General features: G+C 57.7%; 17 protein-coding genes and 3 pseudogenes. 12 read left to right on the forward strand and 8 right to left on the reverse strand.

Features of this window, described 5'->3' with window-relative positions; genetic code table 11:
- Positions 1 to 29: 29 nt before the first annotated feature.
- The 6 genes and pseudogenes from ACE03M_RS03675 to ACE03M_RS03700 all read left to right on the forward strand — a co-directional run.
- A pseudogene (locus tag ACE03M_RS03675) lies at positions 30 to 836 on the forward strand (DUF7507 domain-containing protein); the annotation flags it as partial.
- 111 nt (positions 837 to 947) lie between these two features.
- On the forward strand, positions 948 to 2,093 hold the full coding sequence (locus ACE03M_RS03680; protein ID WP_485932831.1) for a DUF7507 domain-containing protein: 1,146 nt from the start codon (positions 948 to 950) through the stop codon (positions 2,091 to 2,093).
- A gap of 428 nt (positions 2,094 to 2,521) precedes the next feature.
- The gene (locus tag ACE03M_RS03685) at positions 2,522 to 4,021 is read left to right on the forward strand and encodes an arylsulfatase (RefSeq protein WP_485932782.1); all 1,500 of its coding nucleotides are present in this window, start codon (positions 2,522 to 2,524) and stop codon (positions 4,019 to 4,021) included.
- Positions 4,018 to 5,235 (forward strand): class I SAM-dependent methyltransferase, encoded by a 1,218-nt coding sequence (locus ACE03M_RS03690; protein ID WP_485932783.1) that lies wholly within the window; start codon positions 4,018 to 4,020, stop codon positions 5,233 to 5,235. Before ACE03M_RS03685 ends, ACE03M_RS03690 begins: the two co-directional genes overlap by 4 nt.
- A 57-nt stretch (positions 5,236 to 5,292) precedes the next feature.
- A complete protein-coding gene (locus tag ACE03M_RS03695) occupies positions 5,293 to 6,198 on the forward strand; it encodes a formylglycine-generating enzyme family protein (protein ID WP_485932832.1) in 906 nt (301 codons plus the stop codon).
- Positions 6,195 to 7,130, forward strand: a complete 936-nt coding sequence (locus ACE03M_RS03700; protein ID WP_485932784.1) for an HAD family hydrolase — start codon at positions 6,195 to 6,197, stop codon at positions 7,128 to 7,130. Before ACE03M_RS03695 ends, ACE03M_RS03700 begins: the two co-directional genes overlap by 4 nt.
- 314 nt (positions 7,131 to 7,444) lie before the next feature.
- Here the strand turns inward: ACE03M_RS03700 and ACE03M_RS03705 are convergent, their stop codons facing one another.
- From ACE03M_RS03705 to ACE03M_RS03715, 3 genes are all read right to left on the reverse strand, one after another.
- A complete protein-coding gene (locus tag ACE03M_RS03705; protein ID WP_485932785.1) occupies positions 7,445 to 7,684 on the reverse strand; it encodes a hypothetical protein in 240 nt (79 codons plus the stop codon).
- Positions 7,685 to 8,516: 832 nt separating this feature from the next.
- Positions 8,517 to 9,635: an FUSC family protein gene (locus ACE03M_RS03710; RefSeq protein WP_485932786.1), complete on the reverse strand. Its 1,119-nt coding sequence runs from the start codon at positions 9,633 to 9,635 to the stop codon at positions 8,517 to 8,519.
- Between the two features lie 1,312 nt (positions 9,636 to 10,947).
- Positions 10,948 to 11,448, reverse strand: coding sequence for a GNAT family N-acetyltransferase (locus tag ACE03M_RS03715; protein ID WP_485932787.1), 501 nt, complete (start codon positions 11,446 to 11,448; stop codon positions 10,948 to 10,950).
- An 81-nt stretch (positions 11,449 to 11,529) separates the two neighbouring features.
- Between ACE03M_RS03715 and ACE03M_RS03720 the strand changes: the two are divergent.
- Both ACE03M_RS03720 and ACE03M_RS03725 read left to right on the forward strand, forming a co-directional pair.
- Positions 11,530 to 12,051: pseudogene (locus ACE03M_RS03720) on the forward strand (recombinase family protein); the annotation flags it as partial.
- Between the two features lie 158 nt (positions 12,052 to 12,209).
- A pseudogene (locus ACE03M_RS03725) lies at positions 12,210 to 12,302 on the forward strand (AAA family ATPase); the annotation flags it as partial.
- 305 nt (positions 12,303 to 12,607) lie between these two features.
- Here the strand turns inward: ACE03M_RS03725 and ACE03M_RS03730 are convergent.
- The 5 genes from ACE03M_RS03730 to ACE03M_RS03750 all read right to left on the reverse strand — a co-directional run bounded on the left by ACE03M_RS03730 (position 12,608) and on the right by ACE03M_RS03750 (position 15,187).
- Positions 12,608 to 12,964, reverse strand: coding sequence for an enolase C-terminal domain-like protein (locus tag ACE03M_RS03730; protein WP_485932833.1), 357 nt, complete (start codon positions 12,962 to 12,964; stop codon positions 12,608 to 12,610).
- 272 nt (positions 12,965 to 13,236) lie between these two features.
- Complete coding sequence (locus ACE03M_RS03735; RefSeq protein ID WP_485932788.1) at positions 13,237 to 13,740, reverse strand: TetR/AcrR family transcriptional regulator; 504 nt, start codon at positions 13,738 to 13,740, stop codon at positions 13,237 to 13,239.
- A gap of 196 nt (positions 13,741 to 13,936) precedes the next feature.
- Complete coding sequence (locus ACE03M_RS03740; RefSeq protein WP_485932789.1) at positions 13,937 to 14,527, reverse strand: polysaccharide deacetylase family protein; 591 nt, start codon at positions 14,525 to 14,527, stop codon at positions 13,937 to 13,939.
- Positions 14,528 to 14,742: 215 nt separating this feature from the next.
- Positions 14,743 to 14,985: a CueP family metal-binding protein gene (locus tag ACE03M_RS03745; protein ID WP_485932834.1), complete on the reverse strand. Its 243-nt coding sequence runs from the start codon at positions 14,983 to 14,985 to the stop codon at positions 14,743 to 14,745.
- On the reverse strand, positions 14,945 to 15,187 hold the full coding sequence (locus tag ACE03M_RS03750) for a hypothetical protein (RefSeq protein WP_485932790.1): 243 nt from the start codon (positions 15,185 to 15,187) through the stop codon (positions 14,945 to 14,947). The genes ACE03M_RS03745 and ACE03M_RS03750 overlap by 41 nt, the downstream gene beginning before the upstream one ends.
- 911 nt (positions 15,188 to 16,098) lie before the next feature.
- Between ACE03M_RS03750 and ACE03M_RS03755 the strand changes: the two genes are divergently transcribed.
- From ACE03M_RS03755 to ACE03M_RS03770, 4 genes are read left to right on the forward strand one after another with little or no spacing between them, the layout of a single operon-like run.
- Positions 16,099 to 16,449, forward strand: a complete 351-nt coding sequence (locus ACE03M_RS03755; protein ID WP_485932791.1) for a PadR family transcriptional regulator — start codon at positions 16,099 to 16,101, stop codon at positions 16,447 to 16,449.
- A 2-nt stretch (positions 16,450 to 16,451) separates the two neighbouring features.
- Positions 16,452 to 16,820, forward strand: a complete 369-nt coding sequence (locus ACE03M_RS03760; RefSeq protein WP_485932792.1) for a DUF1048 domain-containing protein — start codon at positions 16,452 to 16,454, stop codon at positions 16,818 to 16,820.
- A complete protein-coding gene (locus ACE03M_RS03765) occupies positions 16,817 to 17,659 on the forward strand; it encodes an ABC transporter ATP-binding protein (protein ID WP_485932793.1) in 843 nt (280 codons plus the stop codon). The genes ACE03M_RS03760 and ACE03M_RS03765 overlap by 4 nt, the downstream gene beginning before the upstream one ends.
- On the forward strand, positions 17,656 to 18,420 hold the full coding sequence (locus tag ACE03M_RS03770) for an ABC transporter permease (protein WP_485932794.1): 765 nt from the start codon (positions 17,656 to 17,658) through the stop codon (positions 18,418 to 18,420). The genes ACE03M_RS03765 and ACE03M_RS03770 overlap by 4 nt, the downstream gene beginning before the upstream one ends.
- Positions 18,421 to 18,426: the final 6 nt, after the last annotated feature.

The following is an 18,426-nucleotide window of genomic DNA, read 5'->3' on the forward strand; positions in this document are numbered from 1 at the left end:
CGCTCACCGACGCTGAGGTTGATGATCCGCTGCTCGGTGGTGCTGTCGAATGTCCCGAACTCGACGGCGTCGCCTTGGCTCCCGGTGACACGTTCACATGCTCGCCCGTGACGCACACCATCAGCCAAGATGACGTCGACGCGGGGAAAGTTCATAACAAGGCCACTGTCACCGCAGATTCGCCGAGCGGAGAAGCGACCGATGATGCCGAGACTGAAGCCACGATCGAGGGCTCCGACGCAGTCGAGCTGCGTAAGTCCGCTGGCGATATCGTCGACGTCGATGGTGATGGTCGTTTCGGCGCCGGTGACCAGATTGAATACTCGTTCACGATTCGCAATACCGGCACGACAACGCTCACCGACGCTGAGGTTGATGATCCGCTGCTCGGTGGTGCTGTCGAATGTCCCGAACTCGACGGCGTCGCCTTGGCTCCCGGTGACACGTTCACATGCTCGCCCGTGACGCACACCATCAGCCAAGATGACGTCGACGCGGGGAAAGTTCATAACAAGGCCACTGTCACCGCAGATTCGCCGAGCGGAGAAGCGACCGATGATGCCGAGACTGAAGCCACGATCGAGGGCTCCGACGCAGTCGAGCTGCGTAAGTCCGCTGGCGATATCGTCGACGTCGATGGTGATGGTCGTTTCGGCGCCGGTGACCAGATTGAATACTCGTTCACGATTCGCAATACCGGCACGACAACGCTCACCGACGCTGAGGTTGATGATCCGCTGCTCGGTGGAGCGGTCATCTGCCCGGCGGCAGTTGGTTCGACCGTTGGTCCCGACGAATCCGTCACGTGCGAAAACGCTACCTACACGCTCACGCAAGACGATATCGACGTCGGACACGTGGACAATACTGCGAGTGTTTCTGCCTCTGGTTCGACGACGGTTGAGGACAGTTCGTCCGTTGAGGTGCTCGTAGGCGGTGACTCAGATGTGGCGCTGGCGAAGAAGGCGGGTGCGCCAACCGATTCGAACGGTGACGGAATGATTGGGGTCGGTGACGAGATCAGTTACTCATTCAGCGTGACCAACACCGGCACAACACTTGTCAATGAACTCGTGATCAACGATGCGATGCTCGGCGGCGCAGTTGAATGCCCGAGTCTTGATGGTGCGAGTCTGAGCCCGGGCGAGACAGTTGACTGCGGACCTATCTCGTATTCAATTACACAGGACGACATCGACGCGCAGACGGTTCACAATGAAGCCATTGTGACCGGTGTTTCTCCTGAGGGAGAGGTGAGCGCCGGCGCCACTGCGGATGTGACTATCCCGGTCACGGACGGGATCGTGCTGGATAAGTCGGCTGGGAGCATTGTCGATGCCAACGACAATGGACGAACGGATGCGGGGGACACGCTGAAATACTCCTTCGCTGTGACCAACACGGGATCAACTACGCTCACAGGTCTCAACGTCACCGATCCACGGATCGACGGCGAGGTGACATGCGAGGACGCGACAATTGCGCCCGGCGAGATGGTGCTGTGCCAAGCTCCAGCAGTTACGCTCACCGCTGACGAAATTGATCGTGGCAAGATCGTCAATACTGCCACAGCTACAGCCACGGGTGCCGACGGACGCGAAGTCGAGGATTCGGACACCGTGACAACTCCAATTGAATCTCAACCAGCGATCGCCGTGGCTAAGACCGGGGGCGACTACGAGGACGAGGACGGCGACGCGAGGGTATCTTCGGGCGACACCGTGCAGTTCCGCTTCACGGTAACGAATGTCGGTGCAGTGCCGCTGAACGACGTTTACCTTGACGACCCGAAACTGGGCGGGGACGTTGAGTGCGATATACCGGACCTCGCGCCGGGTGAGTCCTTCGAATGCGGCCCGACGGTGTACAGGATCTCCGTGGATGAGGCGAAGTCGCACAGGGTAACCAACGCCGTGTCAGTCAGCGCCGTGGGCGGGACCGTCACGGTGACCGCGTCTGACTCAGTCACAATCGATCTGCCTGAGCTGCCTGTAACAGGCGGTGTACTCGGCCTGGGACTAGCCGTGTTGTTGATCGGCATCGGGATTGCTGCGCTGGTGATCTCGAGAGTTCGGTCCCAACGTCGGAAGTGAGGCTGACGTGGTTTTGGGGTGATCGACTGCACTCGCACTTGATCACCCCAACAGTTCAGCACTTCGTTCTGTGCAGCGGCCGCTACACTACTTGCCGTCGGCTTTCGCGTTTTTGAATGGGTCGTGCGCGAAGATGCAATCGTGTCTAAGTTCTAGAACAACGGGCGGCTCGTCCACCGGAAGGGCTTTCGGTATACCGGTGCCACGGGCCGCCGGCGCTTCGTGGTGGATCGCCGTGGCTGAACCCCTTGCCGTCGTCCTCGCCCGGTCTAAGGGTGGTCGCAGTTCCACACCTTGGCTCCTCTAGCCGGTTTCACCCCTAAAGGGTGATTTCAAAAGTACATTCCGAATCTAGGCTGGCGGTGTACCCGTTCTCACGAATCGGTGCACCGCATCACGACTGCACAATGACCGGGAGGGAAAGCAAAGTGGCCGACAAACCGAACATTTTGATCATCTGGGGCGACGATATAGGTATCAGCAACCTCAGTTGCTATAGCGACGGACTTATGGGCTATCGCACGCCGAACATCGACCGGATTGCAGATGAAGGAGCCAAGTTCACTGACTATTATGGTGAACAGAGCTGCACCGCCGGACGCGCCGCCTTCATCAGCGGCCAAAACCCTTATCGCACCGGACTCACCAAAGTGGGAATGCCAGGAGCACCAATCGGATACCAAGCAGAGGATCCGACTATAGCAACCGCTCTCAAAGCCGAAGGGTATGCGACTGGACAGTTCGGCAAGAATCACTTTGGTGACCGCGACGAGCACCTGCCAACTGCTCACGGATTCGACGAGTTCTTCGGCAATCTCTATCATCTCAATGCAGAAGAAGAGCCTGAGGAACCTGACTACCCGACCGACGAGGAATTCCCGAACTTCAAGGAGCGCTTCGGACCTCGCGGCGTGCTCAAGTCATGGGCAAACGAGGACGGGACTCAACGAATCGAGAACACGGGGCCGTTGACGAAAAAGCGGATGGAGACCTGCGACGAAGAATTTCGTGATGCAACGATCGACTTCATGCGTCGCCAGGTCGAATCTGACACTCCGTTCTTCACGTGGTTCAACACGACTCACATGCACTTCCGAACCCACACCAGGGAGGAAGACCTCGGGCGTGCTGGACGCTGGCAGTCGTCCTACCACGACACGATGGTCTATCACGACGAAATAGTCGGCCAAGTGCTCGATGAGCTCGACCGACTGGGGATCGCTGACAACACGATCGTCATGTATTCGACAGACAACGGTCCGCACATGAACTCGTGGCCCGATGCTGCAATGACCCCCTTCCGAAATGAGAAGGACTCCAACTGGGAGGGTGCCTATCGGGTGCCGTGTGTGGTTCGCTGGCCCGAGAAGATTAAAGCTGGCACGGTGTTCAACGACATCGTCAGCCACAATGATTGGTTCGTCACGCTTCTCTCTGCTGCCGGCAATCCGAATATTGCAGAACAGCTCGCCCAAGGCCAAGAGTTGAGTGGGACAAAGTTCAAGGTTCACCTGGATGGCTTCGACCAACTGGATTACTTGACTGGCGAGGTGGAGAAAGGGCCGCGTAACTACTTCTTCTACGTCTCGGACGACGGCGACCTTACCGCGCTGCGCTACGACAACTGGAAGATCGTGTTCTTGGAGCAGCGTGCTCCCGGAACACTTCAGGTCTGGATCAATCCATACACAGAGCTGCGCACACCAAAGATCTTCAACCTGCGTACAGATCCTTACGAGCGCGCTGATATTACCTCCAACACCTACTATGACTGGATGATCAGCCACGCCTTCCTGCTCGTCCCAGCCCAGAATTACGTCGCTCAGTTCCTGCAGTCGCTGAAGGAATTCCCGCCGCGTCAGGAACCTGCATCCTTCAGCGTCAACAAGGTGATGGAGAAGCTGAAAGCGGGTGCAGGAAGCGCATGAAGACGCCGTCGTCTCCGTTAGACCCTCAAAATCGGAGTGAGGACGTGATCGCAAAATTTTACGATCACCATCCATATCCGCCTCCGAGGGATCTCAGCGGGGTGACGGCTCGTACGTCAACGCAGCAGCGGGCAGCTTTGAATCTCATCTGGCCGGAGCGGCCCGTTACTGCGGCGCGTAGCGTTCTCATCGCCGGATGCGGCACCAGTCAGGCAATCCGACATGCACTACTCGATCCGAGCGCCCAAATCGTCGGAATCGATGTGAGTTCCACGGCGATCGCCGAGTCTCGAGCTCTCGCCCACAGGCACGGGGTGCAAAATCTCCAGCTACATCGACTGCCGATCGAAGACGTAGCTCGCCTCGGTCGCGTATTCGACCACGTTGTGTGTACAGGAGTGTTGCACCACCTGCCCGATCCCGATATGGGGCTGCGCTCTCTGCGTGATGTGCTTGCTCCCGGCGGTGCACTCACTCTCATGGTCTACGCGCCTTATGGGAGGACCGGAATCTACCTGTTGCAGGACTACTGTCGCCGGCTCGGTGTCGAAGCCAGCAGTGACGAAATAGCTGAGTTAGTCGCTACGCTGCGAGAGATTCCTCTCGGGCACCCCATCAGCCGTCTGCTACGCGAGTCGCGTGACTTCGCCGACGACGATGCACTTGCCGATGCTCTTCTCAACCCTCGAGATCGCGCATATTCGGTGCCCCAGCTGTTCGATCTTCTCGACGGTGCAGGGCTGCGTTTCGGACGCTGGGCTCGCCAGGCGCCGTACTTTCCGGACTGTGGTTCGATAAGCGAGACCCCACACGCACGGCTGATCGCCGGATTGCCGGCTGCGGAACAGTTCGCCGCGGCGGAACTATTTCGCGGAACAATTTCGCGCCACACCGCGATTGCCTTCTCCGATTCCGATCCGACCTCCGGTGTTATTGACTTCTCGCGACCAGAAGCAGATCGTTGGGTACCCGTCCCGGTGCCCACTACGATCATTGTCAAGGACAGACTGCCAGCGGGTGCGGCTGCAGCATTGCTCAACCGGGCCCATACTGAGAGTGATCTAGTTATGTTCATTACGGACTCCGAACTTGCGGAGTATCGCCGAATCGACGGACACCGGACCATCAAAGACCTCAGTGATGGCGCGAATGCATTCGTCGAACGCCTGTTCCGACACGATCTAGTAGTCATCGATTCGTCAGAGGAAGCATAAATGATTCAAGAGGTTCTCACCCACGACGTCGTTGTGTTGGACGGTGACGAGTTCCTCATGGGCTCGAACCACCACTATCCGGAAGAGGCACCTGCCCATCGAGTACGCGTCGGGTCGTTCGGGATTGACCGGCACCAGGTAACGAACCGGCAGTTTGCGGCTTTCGTCGATGACACCGGATACCGCACAGTCGCCGAGCGGCCCCTCGACCCGAAAGCCTTCCCAGGTGCCCCACGGGAGAATCTTGTACCGGGATCAATGGTCTTTACCCCGACGCCCGGGCCAGTCAATCTGTGGCACTTAAGCCAATGGTGGTCGTGGGTTCCCGGTGCTAGTTGGTCGCGTCCGGAGGGTATTCGGTCTTCCATTGTTGATCGAGACAATCATCCGGTTGTTCACGTCTGCCACGAAGACGCACAGGCATACGCCAACTGGGTGGGCGCCCGTCTGCCAACAGAAGCAGAATGGGAGTTCGCAGCTCGCGGCGGCCTCGAGGGAGCAGCGTTCACGTGGGGCGACGAAGCTCGACCTGGGGGACGGATCCTGGCCAATACGTGGGATGGCCCTGACTTCCCATGGCGATCGAGCGGCGAGTCCGGCTTTGACCGAACGTCACCCGTCAAATCATTCCCGAGCAACGGATGCGGCCTTTACGACATGGCCGGCAACGTATGGGAATGGACCGACGACTGGTGGACCGAACGCCACCCTGATGCCGCAGCAACCCCGTGCTGCGTGCCAATTGATCCCCGGGGCGGCGCTGTGGCTGATAGCTTCGATCCTGCTCTACCGCAGTTCCGTGTGCCTCGGAAGGTGATGAAAGGAGGCTCACACCTTTGTGCCGACACTTATTGCCTCCGCTACCGTCCGGCTGCCCGCAGGCCCCAGATGATAGACACTGGGATGAGCCACGTCGGCTTCCGCTGCGCCTGGTCGCAAACCACCGCTGAGGAGCACGCATGACTACACGACTTCCGTCCTGGCGTCCTGGCCCGACGAGGGACGCGATCCTCAACTACCTCGACGGGATCGAAGACGTTCCAGTCCAGGAAAGGGTTGCATATCTCGATAATGACGGCACGATGTGGTGCGAGAAACCCGGGTACGTCCAATACGACTTCTTCGTCGACGTCCTCCGTCGGCGGTCGGCAGATGACCCCAGCCTGGCACGGCGACCGGAATTCGCGGCAGTTCTTAACAACGATATGGTCGCAATCGGGGATATCGGTTTAGCAAAGATAGCAGGTGCCCTCTCGGCTCTCTATGATGGGTCGACACCGGCTCAGTTCGCCGCGGATGTCGATGAGTTCATCGAGCGCTACCGTCACCCATCATTCGGTACTCCGATTGACTCGGTGGTCTACGCGCCAATGCTCGAACTCATCGACGAGCTTCGCGCCTATGATTTCACCGTCGGCATCGTGACCGGTGGAGGCACCGAGTTCGTGCGTCGCGTGGCATCGCGTCTCTACAATGTTCCTCCAGAACTCGTAGTAGGCACCATGATTGGCTACGAGTTCACCCGTGACGACGAAGAGCGGCCAGTGCTGCACCGTACAGTCACACAGATGGGCGCCGCTAATGAAGGCCCAGCGAAGATCGAACATATCCAGTCTCAGACTGGACGTGCACCAATTCTGGCGGCCGGAAACTCAGCTGGGGACTGCGAAATGCTCGAATGGGCGAGATCTTCCGACCATGGCGGTCTAGCAATTCTCATCGATCACGACGACGCGCAACGCGAATTCGCTTATCGAAGTATGGCAGCGACGCTCGAAGAGACAGAACCGATCACCGAAGTCGCCGATCGTCTCGGATGGCATACCGTGAGCATTGCTGAGGATTGGGAGCAGGTTTTCTCGACCGCTGACGCTCACGAAGTATCCGAGGAATAATTCAGCCAAACTCACGTGAGTCCTGCGAGTAAGAACGGTGGTCAGTTTCGCGCTTGCGGTTTGACGCGCTCTTTGGGAGGAGGTTCTCGCTATACCCGTCACTTGCGACCTCGGCTCCCGCGATCTTGCACAACCGATGACAGAGGGGGATAGTAGCATCCCACCCGAAAATGGAATCTGCTCAGCGTACGCTCCCGGTTACGACTCGAAAGCGTCATGTAGCAGAGCGCCCACCGGCGAACGCTGAGTAGTTTGCAGGCACCGGCAATGCCCCGCCCTCACCTCACGGTAAGGTCGTGGCCCTTCGTCGTTGCCTAGTGAAGCGCCTGCGTGAGCACCTGTTTTTCCCCTAGGTGCGTCTCCCATGTGACTCGTAACTCGCCCGAACGCCGTTGGGCAGCCGGGGCGAGCTCGAACTGGATGTCTTGATTCGGTTGAAGTTCCGGAACATTGATGTCCTTGAACACGTCACCTGTGACTGCAACATGATAGACGACCGTGCCGTCGTTGTTGCGTAGTGTGCATTCGTCTTGGGTGTTCTGAGTCAGGTCCATGATTCACCCTTACAGTTTGAATAGGCCCTTATTATAGCGAGGGCATCTTTGTCGTTCTCAAGACTATTTCGAGACTACGCGGCGCTGTCAGATTGCGAGACGGTGTGGCCCCAGGGATGGTACTCATGGTCTCTCACAGTCCTACGAGAGCGTGCCAATGTGACGATAGTGGTGATGCCAGCCACGACTGCTGTTGCGGCAGCGAGAGCAATCGCCAGCTTGATTTGATCGCGTGGAATAGCCATGAGACTTAGCCTTCAATGCTGGTCGGCGTCGGGATTAGATTCTACAGCCGATGCCCACGTGGAGACCATGCCTCGCTCGTCTGGGTGGTGCCCTTTCGCCGCTATTTGATTCCGTATGGGTCGTCTGGTCGGCGTTGGTATTTGCGAATGTATGACTCGACGGCCGCATGCGATCGGCCAAGGATGGCAACGCGTTCGCCGAGTGGAAGGTCTGTGCGAGTGTAGGCCAGTTTTGCTTCTTCGCGGGTCCACGGTTGCCAAAGCCTTGGCGCCCGGGCCAGTGCGTGACGGGCAGGCGATACAGTCACCTCCCATTCGCGAAACCAGTTGCTCAAAGTATTGACATTGACGCCCACGCTTGAAGCGATATCGGCAGTGCTTTCGCCGCCCATACGACGCTGAGTGACCTCGTAGCGAAGTCGTTCCTTGTCCTCTCTCGTTGCGTAGCGTCTCGGTGAGTCAAGCGAATTGGCTCCACGCCACCAGCGCGCATAGCAACGCCTGCACAGGGCACGCGCTACTGGGGCACGGTCACACCAGGCGACAGCGCAAATCCTCATGAAGATCCCTCACCGTTAGGGAGTGTTCTATGCATCCTTGACTTCTCGTGCTTCTCGAGCCGACGCGACGTCGTCGACGATCATGGCAATGTGTCGCATGCTGGTGATCAGCGAACCGTAGAGTGGCCATGATGTGGCGGGGAGATTCTGAGCCTTGGACATGTCATCGGCCAACATCTCCAGCCGGTCATAGATCGGTTCGACTTCAGAGTCAGGGTCGGCAATGGCGCGACCAGCGTCTCTGACGATCTTTGACCACTTGTTGCGAAACCGTGTATCCCACTCACCTGTCGCATAGGTTGCTTCGCGAAGGGTTCGGGCTAGATGTCGAAGATGTGAGATGCCCTCGTCGACACGCTGAAGGATATTTTCGTATCTCTCTTCGTTGGTGTTCGTCTGCTTGTCGTCTGGGCGTTTTGGTTGAATCGTTCTGCGCAAGTTACCGCGGGTGTTGGCTCTCCGGCTTTCTTTTGCGAATCGTACTGACTGCCAGGCAGTGTTGAGTTCATCACTCATCGATTCCGTTTCGCGAAACCAGTCGTCGGCTCGATCAGTGTCCCAAGAATCGCTGAACTCTTGAGACATATTGATGAGGACGTCGCCCATGCGTCGGTTGATGTTGTCGATGTATCTCGCAGCTTGTCTATCGCGGAGTGGAGGGATAATGATCAAATTGACCGCTAGTCCGACGCCGACGCCTAATGCGACTTCGCCGATGCGTTCGAGGAGGAGGGGTTGCTGGCTACCGAAGCCACTGCCGAGGATAAAGATCGCAGTGGTGGCAATAGCGATGCCTTCATCGCGGATCCACGAAAACCTTGCACCGATCAAACCGATCAGGAGCGCGAGAGCAAAAGTCCATATGCTCACGCCCAGGTAATGACCGATGACGAAGGACAAGGCCACGCCGATTGTCGAGGCGACTGTTGACTGAGCTCCTCGAGATAGGGACCGGTAGACGGTGGCATGGACTGTCAGAAGTGCTGTCCACGGGGCGAGAAATGGCATCTGCGAGCTCAGGACGGCGGCAGATATCCACCAGGCACCAGTAGCAGCGAGGACGCTCTTGATGATCTGGAAGAGGTCGGTGACGATTTCGGGTTGCTTAACGAGGGCTGCTACTCGTTCTTTCATGTCTTCAGCCAATGGTCGTTCCTTAGTTGAGAGGCGGACTCAGGTGTAGTCAAATATTAGATCGGTGAGGCCGCAAGTGTTATTGCCTTCGCGATGCTTGAGCGCATCGGTACAGGTTTGCGGTCCGCAGGTGATGCAGCGGTGCAATCAGGTCTCGTTGCGGGTTGAGGAATCAACATGAACTCCCTCCGTAATGTGAGAGGTCGAGCCTTAATCATGGGCCGCGTGGTGAATCTTGAGCCAGCGATAGATGGCCTGTCGGGATAGGCCTGCCGCCCGCGCCACCAGGGCGACGTGGCCTGTCGCTATTGCTGCCTCGGTTGCGAGCTCTCTGAGTTCGTCGGTGTTGACCCGTATTCGCGTGTTGACGACTTGCAGCCGTCTCAGTATGAGTCGGTTAGTCTCTTGATCATGTTCCTGCGGTGTGTAGTCACGTAGCCATTTATCAAGCGTTGGGGCGGTGATCCCGGCGTTGCTATAGACGTGAGCTTTTTTTTGATGCCTGCTGCCACTGCTCTACACGCCATCTCCTGACGGTGACCGCTGTCGCGTGCGATCTCGTCCCGTAAGTACTCAAGGCGTGAAATGTATTCGTCAGGTGCGAGTACTGCAGTGTCTACTGCTTCATTCTCAGTCGATGAGAGGACTTCCTCACGCGGTTGCTCGTGAACTCTCTCGTCTCGTTCTTCACTTCGGAGTCGAAATTCGAGGGCGCCACCGAGGCCGACAACGAGGTCGGGATCATAGCCGTGCGAATCGGCTGCTTCCCGGAGTCGAAAGTACATTCGATCGTAGAACTGTGGAGTGCAAGTGAAGCGGACAGTGGGGCTGCCGTCAAAGAATGTGTCGAGCCATTCTTCAATGTGGCGAGGAATCGATGAGAGGTGTGGGATTTGTGAGCTGTCGGGGTGCCCCGAATCTGCGGGCTGCCTCGACGATTTCATGAGAATACACTACATGCGTTTTGCGAGTGTTCGGAGGGGACAAAGTACTGTTGCGAAGTTGTTATCGGTTCATGTGTGGTTGTCGGGGAAGTGGGATGGGACGCGACCAATCGAAATCAATCAGTCGCGCCCGATGAGTCCGCGATTTGCAAGCGGAATCAGCCGCAGGTATTCCTGCCAAACGTCTTGCACGTGAACGTCCAGACGCATTGCTGGCATTTGATCCCAAGATGCTGGAGAAGGTCTGCCTTCCTTCATTGGACGCCGCGCTCCGAGGCACGAAACGTGTCTCATTACTCTAGGCTTAAGCGACGGCAGCAGAGCTCAACTCGCAGCCAAGACGTGTGCGCTATTCAAAGCTGGTTCTCCGAAGGATGGATCTACTGGCCCAAGTCTTTGAAGTACCTGGCCACCGGCCAACGTTCAAAGCCGATCGACTCATAAATAGCCCTCGCTGGCGCATGCCCAAGGTCATCACCGGTCTCCACCATGACCATACCCATTCCGGCGGCACGAATTCGGCGGAAAGAGTGTTCGAGTAGTGCTTGTCCCACGCCTCGTCGTTGATGCTCGGGATCAACCACCAGAACGTAGACCTCACCCATTCGATCTTCGGGATGTAGCCGTGTGCACACCCATCCCACTGGGGCAGACTCGTGAATCGCAACATCGATATTGTCCGGTTCCTCGTCGAGAGTCGTAGCAAGGTCGTCGTATTGGCGTTGACGCCAGCCATGCGGATAGAAGGACTCATACACAAAACGGGGGACGGCCTCCATCACGCGCGGGAAAACGGGGTCCCACGCTCGGATGGAGAGATCAAGCAGGGCCTTCCGATGCGCCGGATCGAAGGAGACGATCTGTGGTGAGGTATTGGTCATTGCTTAATCCTTGCAGATCCAGATTAAGTGGGTGATGCAACACAACGCCATTGACCGATAGGGAATGGCTGCCATTTACCGATGAAGCTCACACGAGTCAGTATCGCCGGACAGGATGCGCAGCTTCAACTCGATGCACTCGTCGGTGCTGGGGTTCAAAAGCGGGACGTGTTCTCTGATGTGACTTCCGGAAGTAAGACGGCGAAACAGCGCCCCGGCATGAGACGACTACTCGACTATGCCGAAGACGGCGACACTGTCGTCGTGTGGCGCATCGACCGGCTCGGCCGATCACTCCTCGATGTTTTGGCAACCGTAAGCCTCCTGCGCGACCGAGGGGTGAAAGTTCGTTCCGATTCAGAAAACATCGACCCTGAGACTTCATCGGGTCGGTTAATGTTGGGAATGCTCGCTACCCTGGCCGAGTATGAGCGTGAACTCATCACTGAACGCGTCAATGCAGGCATTACCGCAACTAAGCAGAACGGGACCAAGTTCGGGCGGCCGCCGGTAGACCCGCACGAGATCGCCCAGAAGCTCGAGATCGCCGAAGACGCCCGCGCCAGAGGACGCTCTGCTGAAGACGCAGCAAGCTTGGTGGGCTGATCGAGAGCAACGTTGTATCGACACCGTCAGGCCGCTGGCACTCACGACACACTGGCGGAGCCGGTGTGAGATGGACGGGCGGGAGAAATGGCGCATCCTTCGGCTCCACGTCGAAGACGACATTCCGCTGACATATCTGGCCCAAGACACCGGCACAGATCAAACGAGTCATGAGAATCAACCAGCTTGCGACCATCACTGACGATGCCGTCGAAGCTGCTGCAAGCATCCTTGCTATCGGCCACTAACGCCATTATGCGATAAACAATCACCGCCATTTAGCGCTGAAGCTCACACCCGAATGCTCAGAATCGGTGCATCGATGAGACCTCTCGTATCCCTAGGGTTGTGAGGCACGTTTCGGGCCATCGGAGCGCGGCGTCCGATGCTGGAAAGCTAAACCTTAACCAGCATTTTGCGATCAAATGCCAGCAATGCGTCTGTCAATTCACGTGCAAGAGGCTCCGCGACTCCTGCCGAAAACGATCGAGACTCGGAACCCGCTCGCCACTTCACCGCTTTGGTGACTAAAGGCTAAGTACGTGCATACGACCTATCCCGCCGCCGAGGCGACGAAACGCTGTGCGCGGAGATCCAATCGTCGGATCTCCGATTCATCGACTTCTACGCCGAGAACGGGGCATGTGGGCACTGAGATGGCGCCGTCGACGATCTCGATCTGCTCCGCGGTGATCTGCTGCGAATACTTCAGCGGTCCCATGAGATAGGAGGGATAACTGAGAGTCGGCAGAGCTGCCGCCACATGCAGGCCGGCGGCAGTCCCGATTCCCATTTCGATCACGCTGCCCACATGCACCCCATAGCCATGAGCATGAGTAATCTGCGCCGCCTGCAACGCTGCCGTCAGCCTCCCAGCTTCGACTGCCCCAAGTTGAGCACCGTGGCAGATCGCTCGGTGACGACTCTCGCCGCGTCGGAGGTCGTGCGCACCGCTTCGTCAGCGATGATGTCGACTGGGTGGCCGGCCCTGTGGAGAATTGTCGCCGACGAAGAGAACGGAGATTACGGCTCCCTCGGGTCGTCAGTATACGAACCTCCTCGATGGGCTTGCGATCGAGGGTAGTTTTGCCCGTGACTGACGGTGCTTTTTCAGCGCTTAATGGCGGCGTAGGTTCGCACCTGCTGACCTTCAAATTGAGATCTGTGACTTGTTTCGCGACGTCAAGAACCCTCTGTGAGCGACTGAGCATCGTCAAATGCGTCTCGCAGGACGACGGTACTGACAGTTGGCCGAGCCCATACCATCTGGAACAGCCCGATGGCCATCGCTGCAGCTGCCTCACACCGTTCCGGGTTACTGGAATAGTGAGAACAGTCTATGAGCGATTCAGTGAGTTGATTGCGCCACGTCCGAGAGAACTCAAGTGCTGACGAACGGATGCCGGGTGCAGACTGCAATATACGAAAGGCCATCCCTATAGGAGCATTCGAGTCGAGGCCCTCGATTGCCCGGCACATGGCCTCCCGCAATGCGACCCATCCATGTTCGTCCTTGCGATTGCGCACGATTTCCGCGACGTCAGCGCCGAACTTCGCGATATGATCAAGAACTAGCGCATCGCGAGTGGCCACGTAACGGAAGAATGTTGGCCGCGATACTCCACACTCCTCGATGATTTCGTCGGTCGTGACATTGGCGTAACCATGGGTGAGGAAAAGTTCCAATGCGACTCGGTCGATATGCTCTCGACTTGTTGCTCGTGACCTCATTCGATGAGTTCCGAGACGGTGACGAATCGATAGCCCTGCTTCTGCAATTGGTCGATCACCGGCCCTATAGCCTCCTGGGTCTCGGTTCTACCGAACCACGGGTGGAGGAGAATGATCGATCCAGATGTGGTGTTTTCAACTGTGGCTTGAACTATATCTTCACTGCTTTGCGGAGTTCCTGACCAGTCCTCGTAGGCAACGTCCCATGTGACAGTGAGGCGATCGTGTTTGGCGAGGTAGAGAGGCAGCGTGAGGAGCTTTTCCCATGCGGGGGTCGAAAGGTCAGTGGGCCGTCGTAGCCTGTGTCCCGAATTACCTGATCAGTGGGCTCGATCTCATCAACTACTGTTGACGGTGAGACGAACGCCATCGGTCGGTGGCTCCAGGTATGATTGCCGATCTCATGCCCCCCGTGGATGATGCGCTGCATGGTGGCTGAATTGTCCTTGACGTCTTTGCCGTTGACGTAGAACGTTGCGGGCACCTGGTGATCATCGAGGACATCGAAAACGGCATCGGCATCAGCGTCTGTGGGACCGTCGTCGAACGTCAGTGCCACGACCTTATCTGAGGTCTCAACTCGGCTGACGAGTTCGCCGGCGATCTGCCATGAGCGAGTTTGAATGACGCGTTTAACACCGTAGCTAAACATCATCAACAGCACGATCGCGATCGCTACGGAGGCGATCAGTTTCTTCCGGCGCTGTCGTCGAGGAGCTTCGGAGCCGGAATTGTGAGACATAGTATCAATTGAACTACTGGTCTCCCAGTACGGTCAATCCAACAGCCTGTGAATTGCAGCGCCAAATTACGCCGTGAGAACACGGCCATTTAGCGCTGCAATTCACACTGCGAGAGGTGCCACGACCGAACGAGTCGCCTGTCTCGTAGAACTAAACATTTTTAAGACACAGCCAGCTCGGTGTAGCTATTGACCGGGATCTGCGCGACGATGTGTTAAGCGAGCTGGAGATCGGTGATGCAGGTCGCGCCCTCATCGGTTGAGGACAAGGTGGTAGAACCAGTCTTCCCTTCATAGTTGACTTTGATGGTTCCCTCGATATCGCTCGGCGCCCAGAAACCGACAAAACCGTTATCAAAGCTCGTTGCTTGTTCGTCGATTACGACGTCGCCGGTGGACTTATCGGTGATCTGGACGTCAAGGTCCTCGTTGCCGAGTTCTCCCTGACAGGTGGTCAGGCTGTGGTAGAAACCACTTGTGAGTGGTGTTCACATACGGGGCGATCGACACGTACGTTTTCGCAGCTGGCAAATCGAGTGTCACTTCCTGTGCTTCGCCAGTTAGTACGAGTTCGGCAGGATAGACCGACGCCATCAGATCACTAGGCCGATCGGTGACTGCGAGTTGGTCGAGATGATCGATGGCCTCCACGGCTTCCATCCCTTTCAGTCCGTGCTCGGAGAGGAATTCCTCCGACGAGACTTGATCGACTTCTGATCATGAATCAGTATCTTCGGCTGCGCAACCGGCCAGCAGCAGAGCGAAGACTGCAATGGCTATTCCTCGTCGCTTCAGATCATCTCCTACGCCTCACCATTGAATCTTCGCATTGTTCCAGTAGGCAATAAAGCACCGACTCGAGCCGGTGGAGTAAATATCTCCGTGCGCTCGAATGAATGGTGTCAACTAGTTCGTTATCGGATCGATTTGATCGTTGACGTGCCATCATCCGAGCACGTGGCATTCGCTACTCGCTCCATCGCTCAAGCCGGTTGCCACTATTATTCACCATGACTGCCTGTGGTCCAAATCTCATCCCCACCTTCGATCTTGGCGACAGACGCACCGTCTGTAGGGACAATCTCCTCCTCTATAGCACTTCGAGATCGAAAAGATCCGTCGGGCGGGGATCATGAAACCGCTGGATTACATCTGCGCTCTGGGTGGCTCCATCGTAGGACTCTTCGGTCAAATGGCGATCTGTTGAACACTGTGCGGAGGGTTTGAGCATGTCCGCGGCCAGCTTCTGACATCTGTGCATTCGCCAACTGAGACTGTGTCAGCCAATCCCCACCAGTCGCGGAACTTGAACTAGAGCGGGATTGTGAATCCATTGAATCCACTGCGTAGGTGAGGCGTCGATTATCCGTGGCCTTACGAAACGGCGATTGGGCGCGAAGGCTAGTCGGCGGCAGCAAGCGCCACCGTTATGCGCGAAATCCACACCACGTCGCCGAAAGCCGAGACCCATCGATTCTCCTCAGATCTTTTCGTACCACGTGTTGCTATCTACCGGTAGTCATGCTTACTATGTACCGGTAGATAGCGATACTTAGTAGAAGGAGGGTCCAATGGGCAAGCAGGAAACCGAGATGCTCAAGGGCACTCTGGAGGGCATCGTGCTGGCGCTCTTGGCTGGCCGTGCCGCGTACGGATACGAGATCACCAACTGGCTGCGCGAGCAGGGATTCACAGATATCGCCGAAGGCACTATCTACGCACTGCTGGTGCGGATCGAAAAGCGCGGCCTGGTCGACGTGGAGAAAGTTCCGTCAGCGAAAGGGCCACCACGCAAGGTCTATACGCTCAACGACCGCGGACAGGAGTACCTCAATGAATTCTGGAGGACCTGGAGCTTCCTCGCAGAACGGATCGAACAGCTCCACGAACACATCAACCACCTGAAGAAGCAAGGAGAGTAATCATGGCCGCACGTTGGATCGAATTGATCACCGGATCGTTTGAGAACAAGAAGCGCTGGCGCGCGTACAAGGCGAGAGTCCAGCAGTTGCCAATGAGCTATCGCACTGCTGTCGAGGGCATCGAGCGATACCTTCTGGTCACCGGACCTGCCGATGGCGACTATCTACTGGACATGGTTGACGACCTGGCCGACCTGTTCGAGGCGGCCGCGGTCGACGCTACGCCAATTCGCGAAATCGTCGGCGACGACCCGGCGGAGTTCGTCGACACGTTCAAGTCCAACTACGGTCTCGCCGCCTGGGTGGGCAAGGAACAGCGCAGGCTCGCTGATACGGTCCAGCGCGCCGAGAACGAGGAGGAACCACGATGACTGCCACGGTGCGGAGCCCGACGGAGTCGGCAGCGATCAAGGTGCGCGGCATTGAGAAATCGTTCAAGGGCCTGCCGGTGCTGCGCGGCGTCGACCTCGACGTGTCGCGGGGCAGCATCGTCGCCCTGCTCGGCTCCAACGGAGCCGGCAAGACGACTCTGGTGCGAATTCTGTCGACACTGCTCAAGGCCGATGCCGGCACCGCAGTCATCGAGGGCTTCGACGTCACCACCGAGCCCCTGCAAGTGAGGGAGTCGATCAGCCTGGCAGGCCAGTTCGCCGCTGTCGATGAAGTGCTCACCGGCCGAGAGAACCTCATCCTGGTCGCCAGACTGCGCCACCTTAAGAATCCGGACCAGATCGCCGACGATCTGCTGGCCCGCTTCGCCCTGACCGACGCGGGGCCCAGGAAGGCGTCCACCTACTCCGGCGGGATGCGTCGCCGGCTCGACATCGCGATGAGCTTAATCGGCGACCCGCCAGTGATCTTCCTCGACGAACCAACCACCGGACTGGACCCGCAGTCCCGAAACGAGGTCTGGCAGACCGTCCGACACCTGGCCGACAACGGCACCACAGTGCTGCTGACAACTCAGACCCTCGACGAGGCCGAGCATCTGGCCGATCGAATCGCGATCCTCCACCGCGGCACGATCATTGAAAACGGCACCCTGGCCGAACTCAAGCAGCTCATCCCACCAGCGACGGTCGAGTACGTCGAGAAGCAGCCCTCACTTGAGGACGTCTTCCTCGCCCTCGTCGGCGAGACCCCCAGAACAGACACCGCATCCGACTCGATTGCCGACGAGCCAGCTGAGCACCGAAAGGAATCCCCATGACCACGCACTTCCTGGCCGACACCCGCGTCCTGACTGGACGCTCGCTGCGCCACATCCTCCGCAGCCCGGATATAATCATCACCACCGCAGTCATTCCAATCGCGCTTATGCTGCTGTTCACCTACGTTCTCGGCGGCGCGATCAACACCGGCAGCCAACAATCCTACGTCAACTACCTGCTGCCCGGAATCTTGCTAATCACAATCGCCTCCGGCATCGCCTACACCGCCTACCGACTCTTCCTGGACATGCAAGACGGCATCTTCGAACGCTTCCAATCCATGCCAATCGCCCGCTCCAGCGTCCTCTGGGGCCACGTACTCACCTCCCTGGTCTCCAACCTGGTCTCGGTCGCCATCGTCATCGTCGTCGCGCTGATCATGGGATTCCGAACAGGCGCATCCATCGGAACCTGGATTGCGGTCGCCGGTATCCTGATGCTGACCACCCTCACCCTGACCTGGATCGCGGTGATCGCCGGTCTGACTGCCAAGACCGTCGACGGAGCCAGCGCACTGAGCTACCCGCTAATTTTCCTGCCATTCATCAGCTCGGCCTTCGTACCAACCGCCTCGATGCCCGGACCTGTCGCTTGGTTTGCCGAGAACCAGCCGATTACATCCATCGTCAACACCATCCGGGCGCTCTTCGCCCAGCAACCTGTCGGTAACGACATCTGGATCGCTCTGGCCTGGATCGTCGGCATCCTCATCGCCGCCTACGCATTCGCGATCCTCCTCTACCGCCGCAAGATCCGCTGATTCACG

The organism is Brevibacterium sp. AGC70 (genome assembly GCF_057334195.1).

What these genes read in the sequence shown, in the direction of transcription:
- ACE03M_RS03690 (WP_485932783.1), top strand. Translation starts at nt 4,018, where the DNA reads ATGAAGACGCCGTCGTCTCCGTTAGACCCTCAAAATCGGAGTGAGGAC.
- ACE03M_RS03695 (WP_485932832.1), top strand. Translation starts at nt 5,293, where the DNA reads ATGGGCTCGAACCACCACTATCCGGAAGAGGCACCTGCCCATCGAGTA.
- ACE03M_RS03700 (WP_485932784.1), top strand. Translation starts at nt 6,195, where the DNA reads ATGACTACACGACTTCCGTCCTGGCGTCCTGGCCCGACGAGGGACGCG.
- ACE03M_RS03705 (WP_485932785.1), bottom strand. Translation starts at nt 7,684, where the DNA reads ATGGACCTGACTCAGAACACCCAAGACGAATGCACACTACGCAACAAC.
- ACE03M_RS03715 (WP_485932787.1), bottom strand. Translation starts at nt 11,448, where the DNA reads ATGACCAATACCTCACCACAGATCGTCTCCTTCGATCCGGCGCATCGG.
- ACE03M_RS03740 (WP_485932789.1), bottom strand. Translation starts at nt 14,527, where the DNA reads ATGTCTCACAATTCCGGCTCCGAAGCTCCTCGACGACAGCGCCGGAAG.
- ACE03M_RS03750 (WP_485932790.1), bottom strand. Translation starts at nt 15,187, where the DNA reads ATGGAAGCCGTGGAGGCCATCGATCATCTCGACCAACTCGCAGTCACC.
- ACE03M_RS03755 (WP_485932791.1), top strand. Translation starts at nt 16,099, where the DNA reads ATGGGCAAGCAGGAAACCGAGATGCTCAAGGGCACTCTGGAGGGCATC.
- ACE03M_RS03760 (WP_485932792.1), top strand. Translation starts at nt 16,452, where the DNA reads ATGGCCGCACGTTGGATCGAATTGATCACCGGATCGTTTGAGAACAAG.
- ACE03M_RS03765 (WP_485932793.1), top strand. Translation starts at nt 16,817, where the DNA reads ATGACTGCCACGGTGCGGAGCCCGACGGAGTCGGCAGCGATCAAGGTG.
- ACE03M_RS03770 (WP_485932794.1), top strand. Translation starts at nt 17,656, where the DNA reads ATGACCACGCACTTCCTGGCCGACACCCGCGTCCTGACTGGACGCTCG.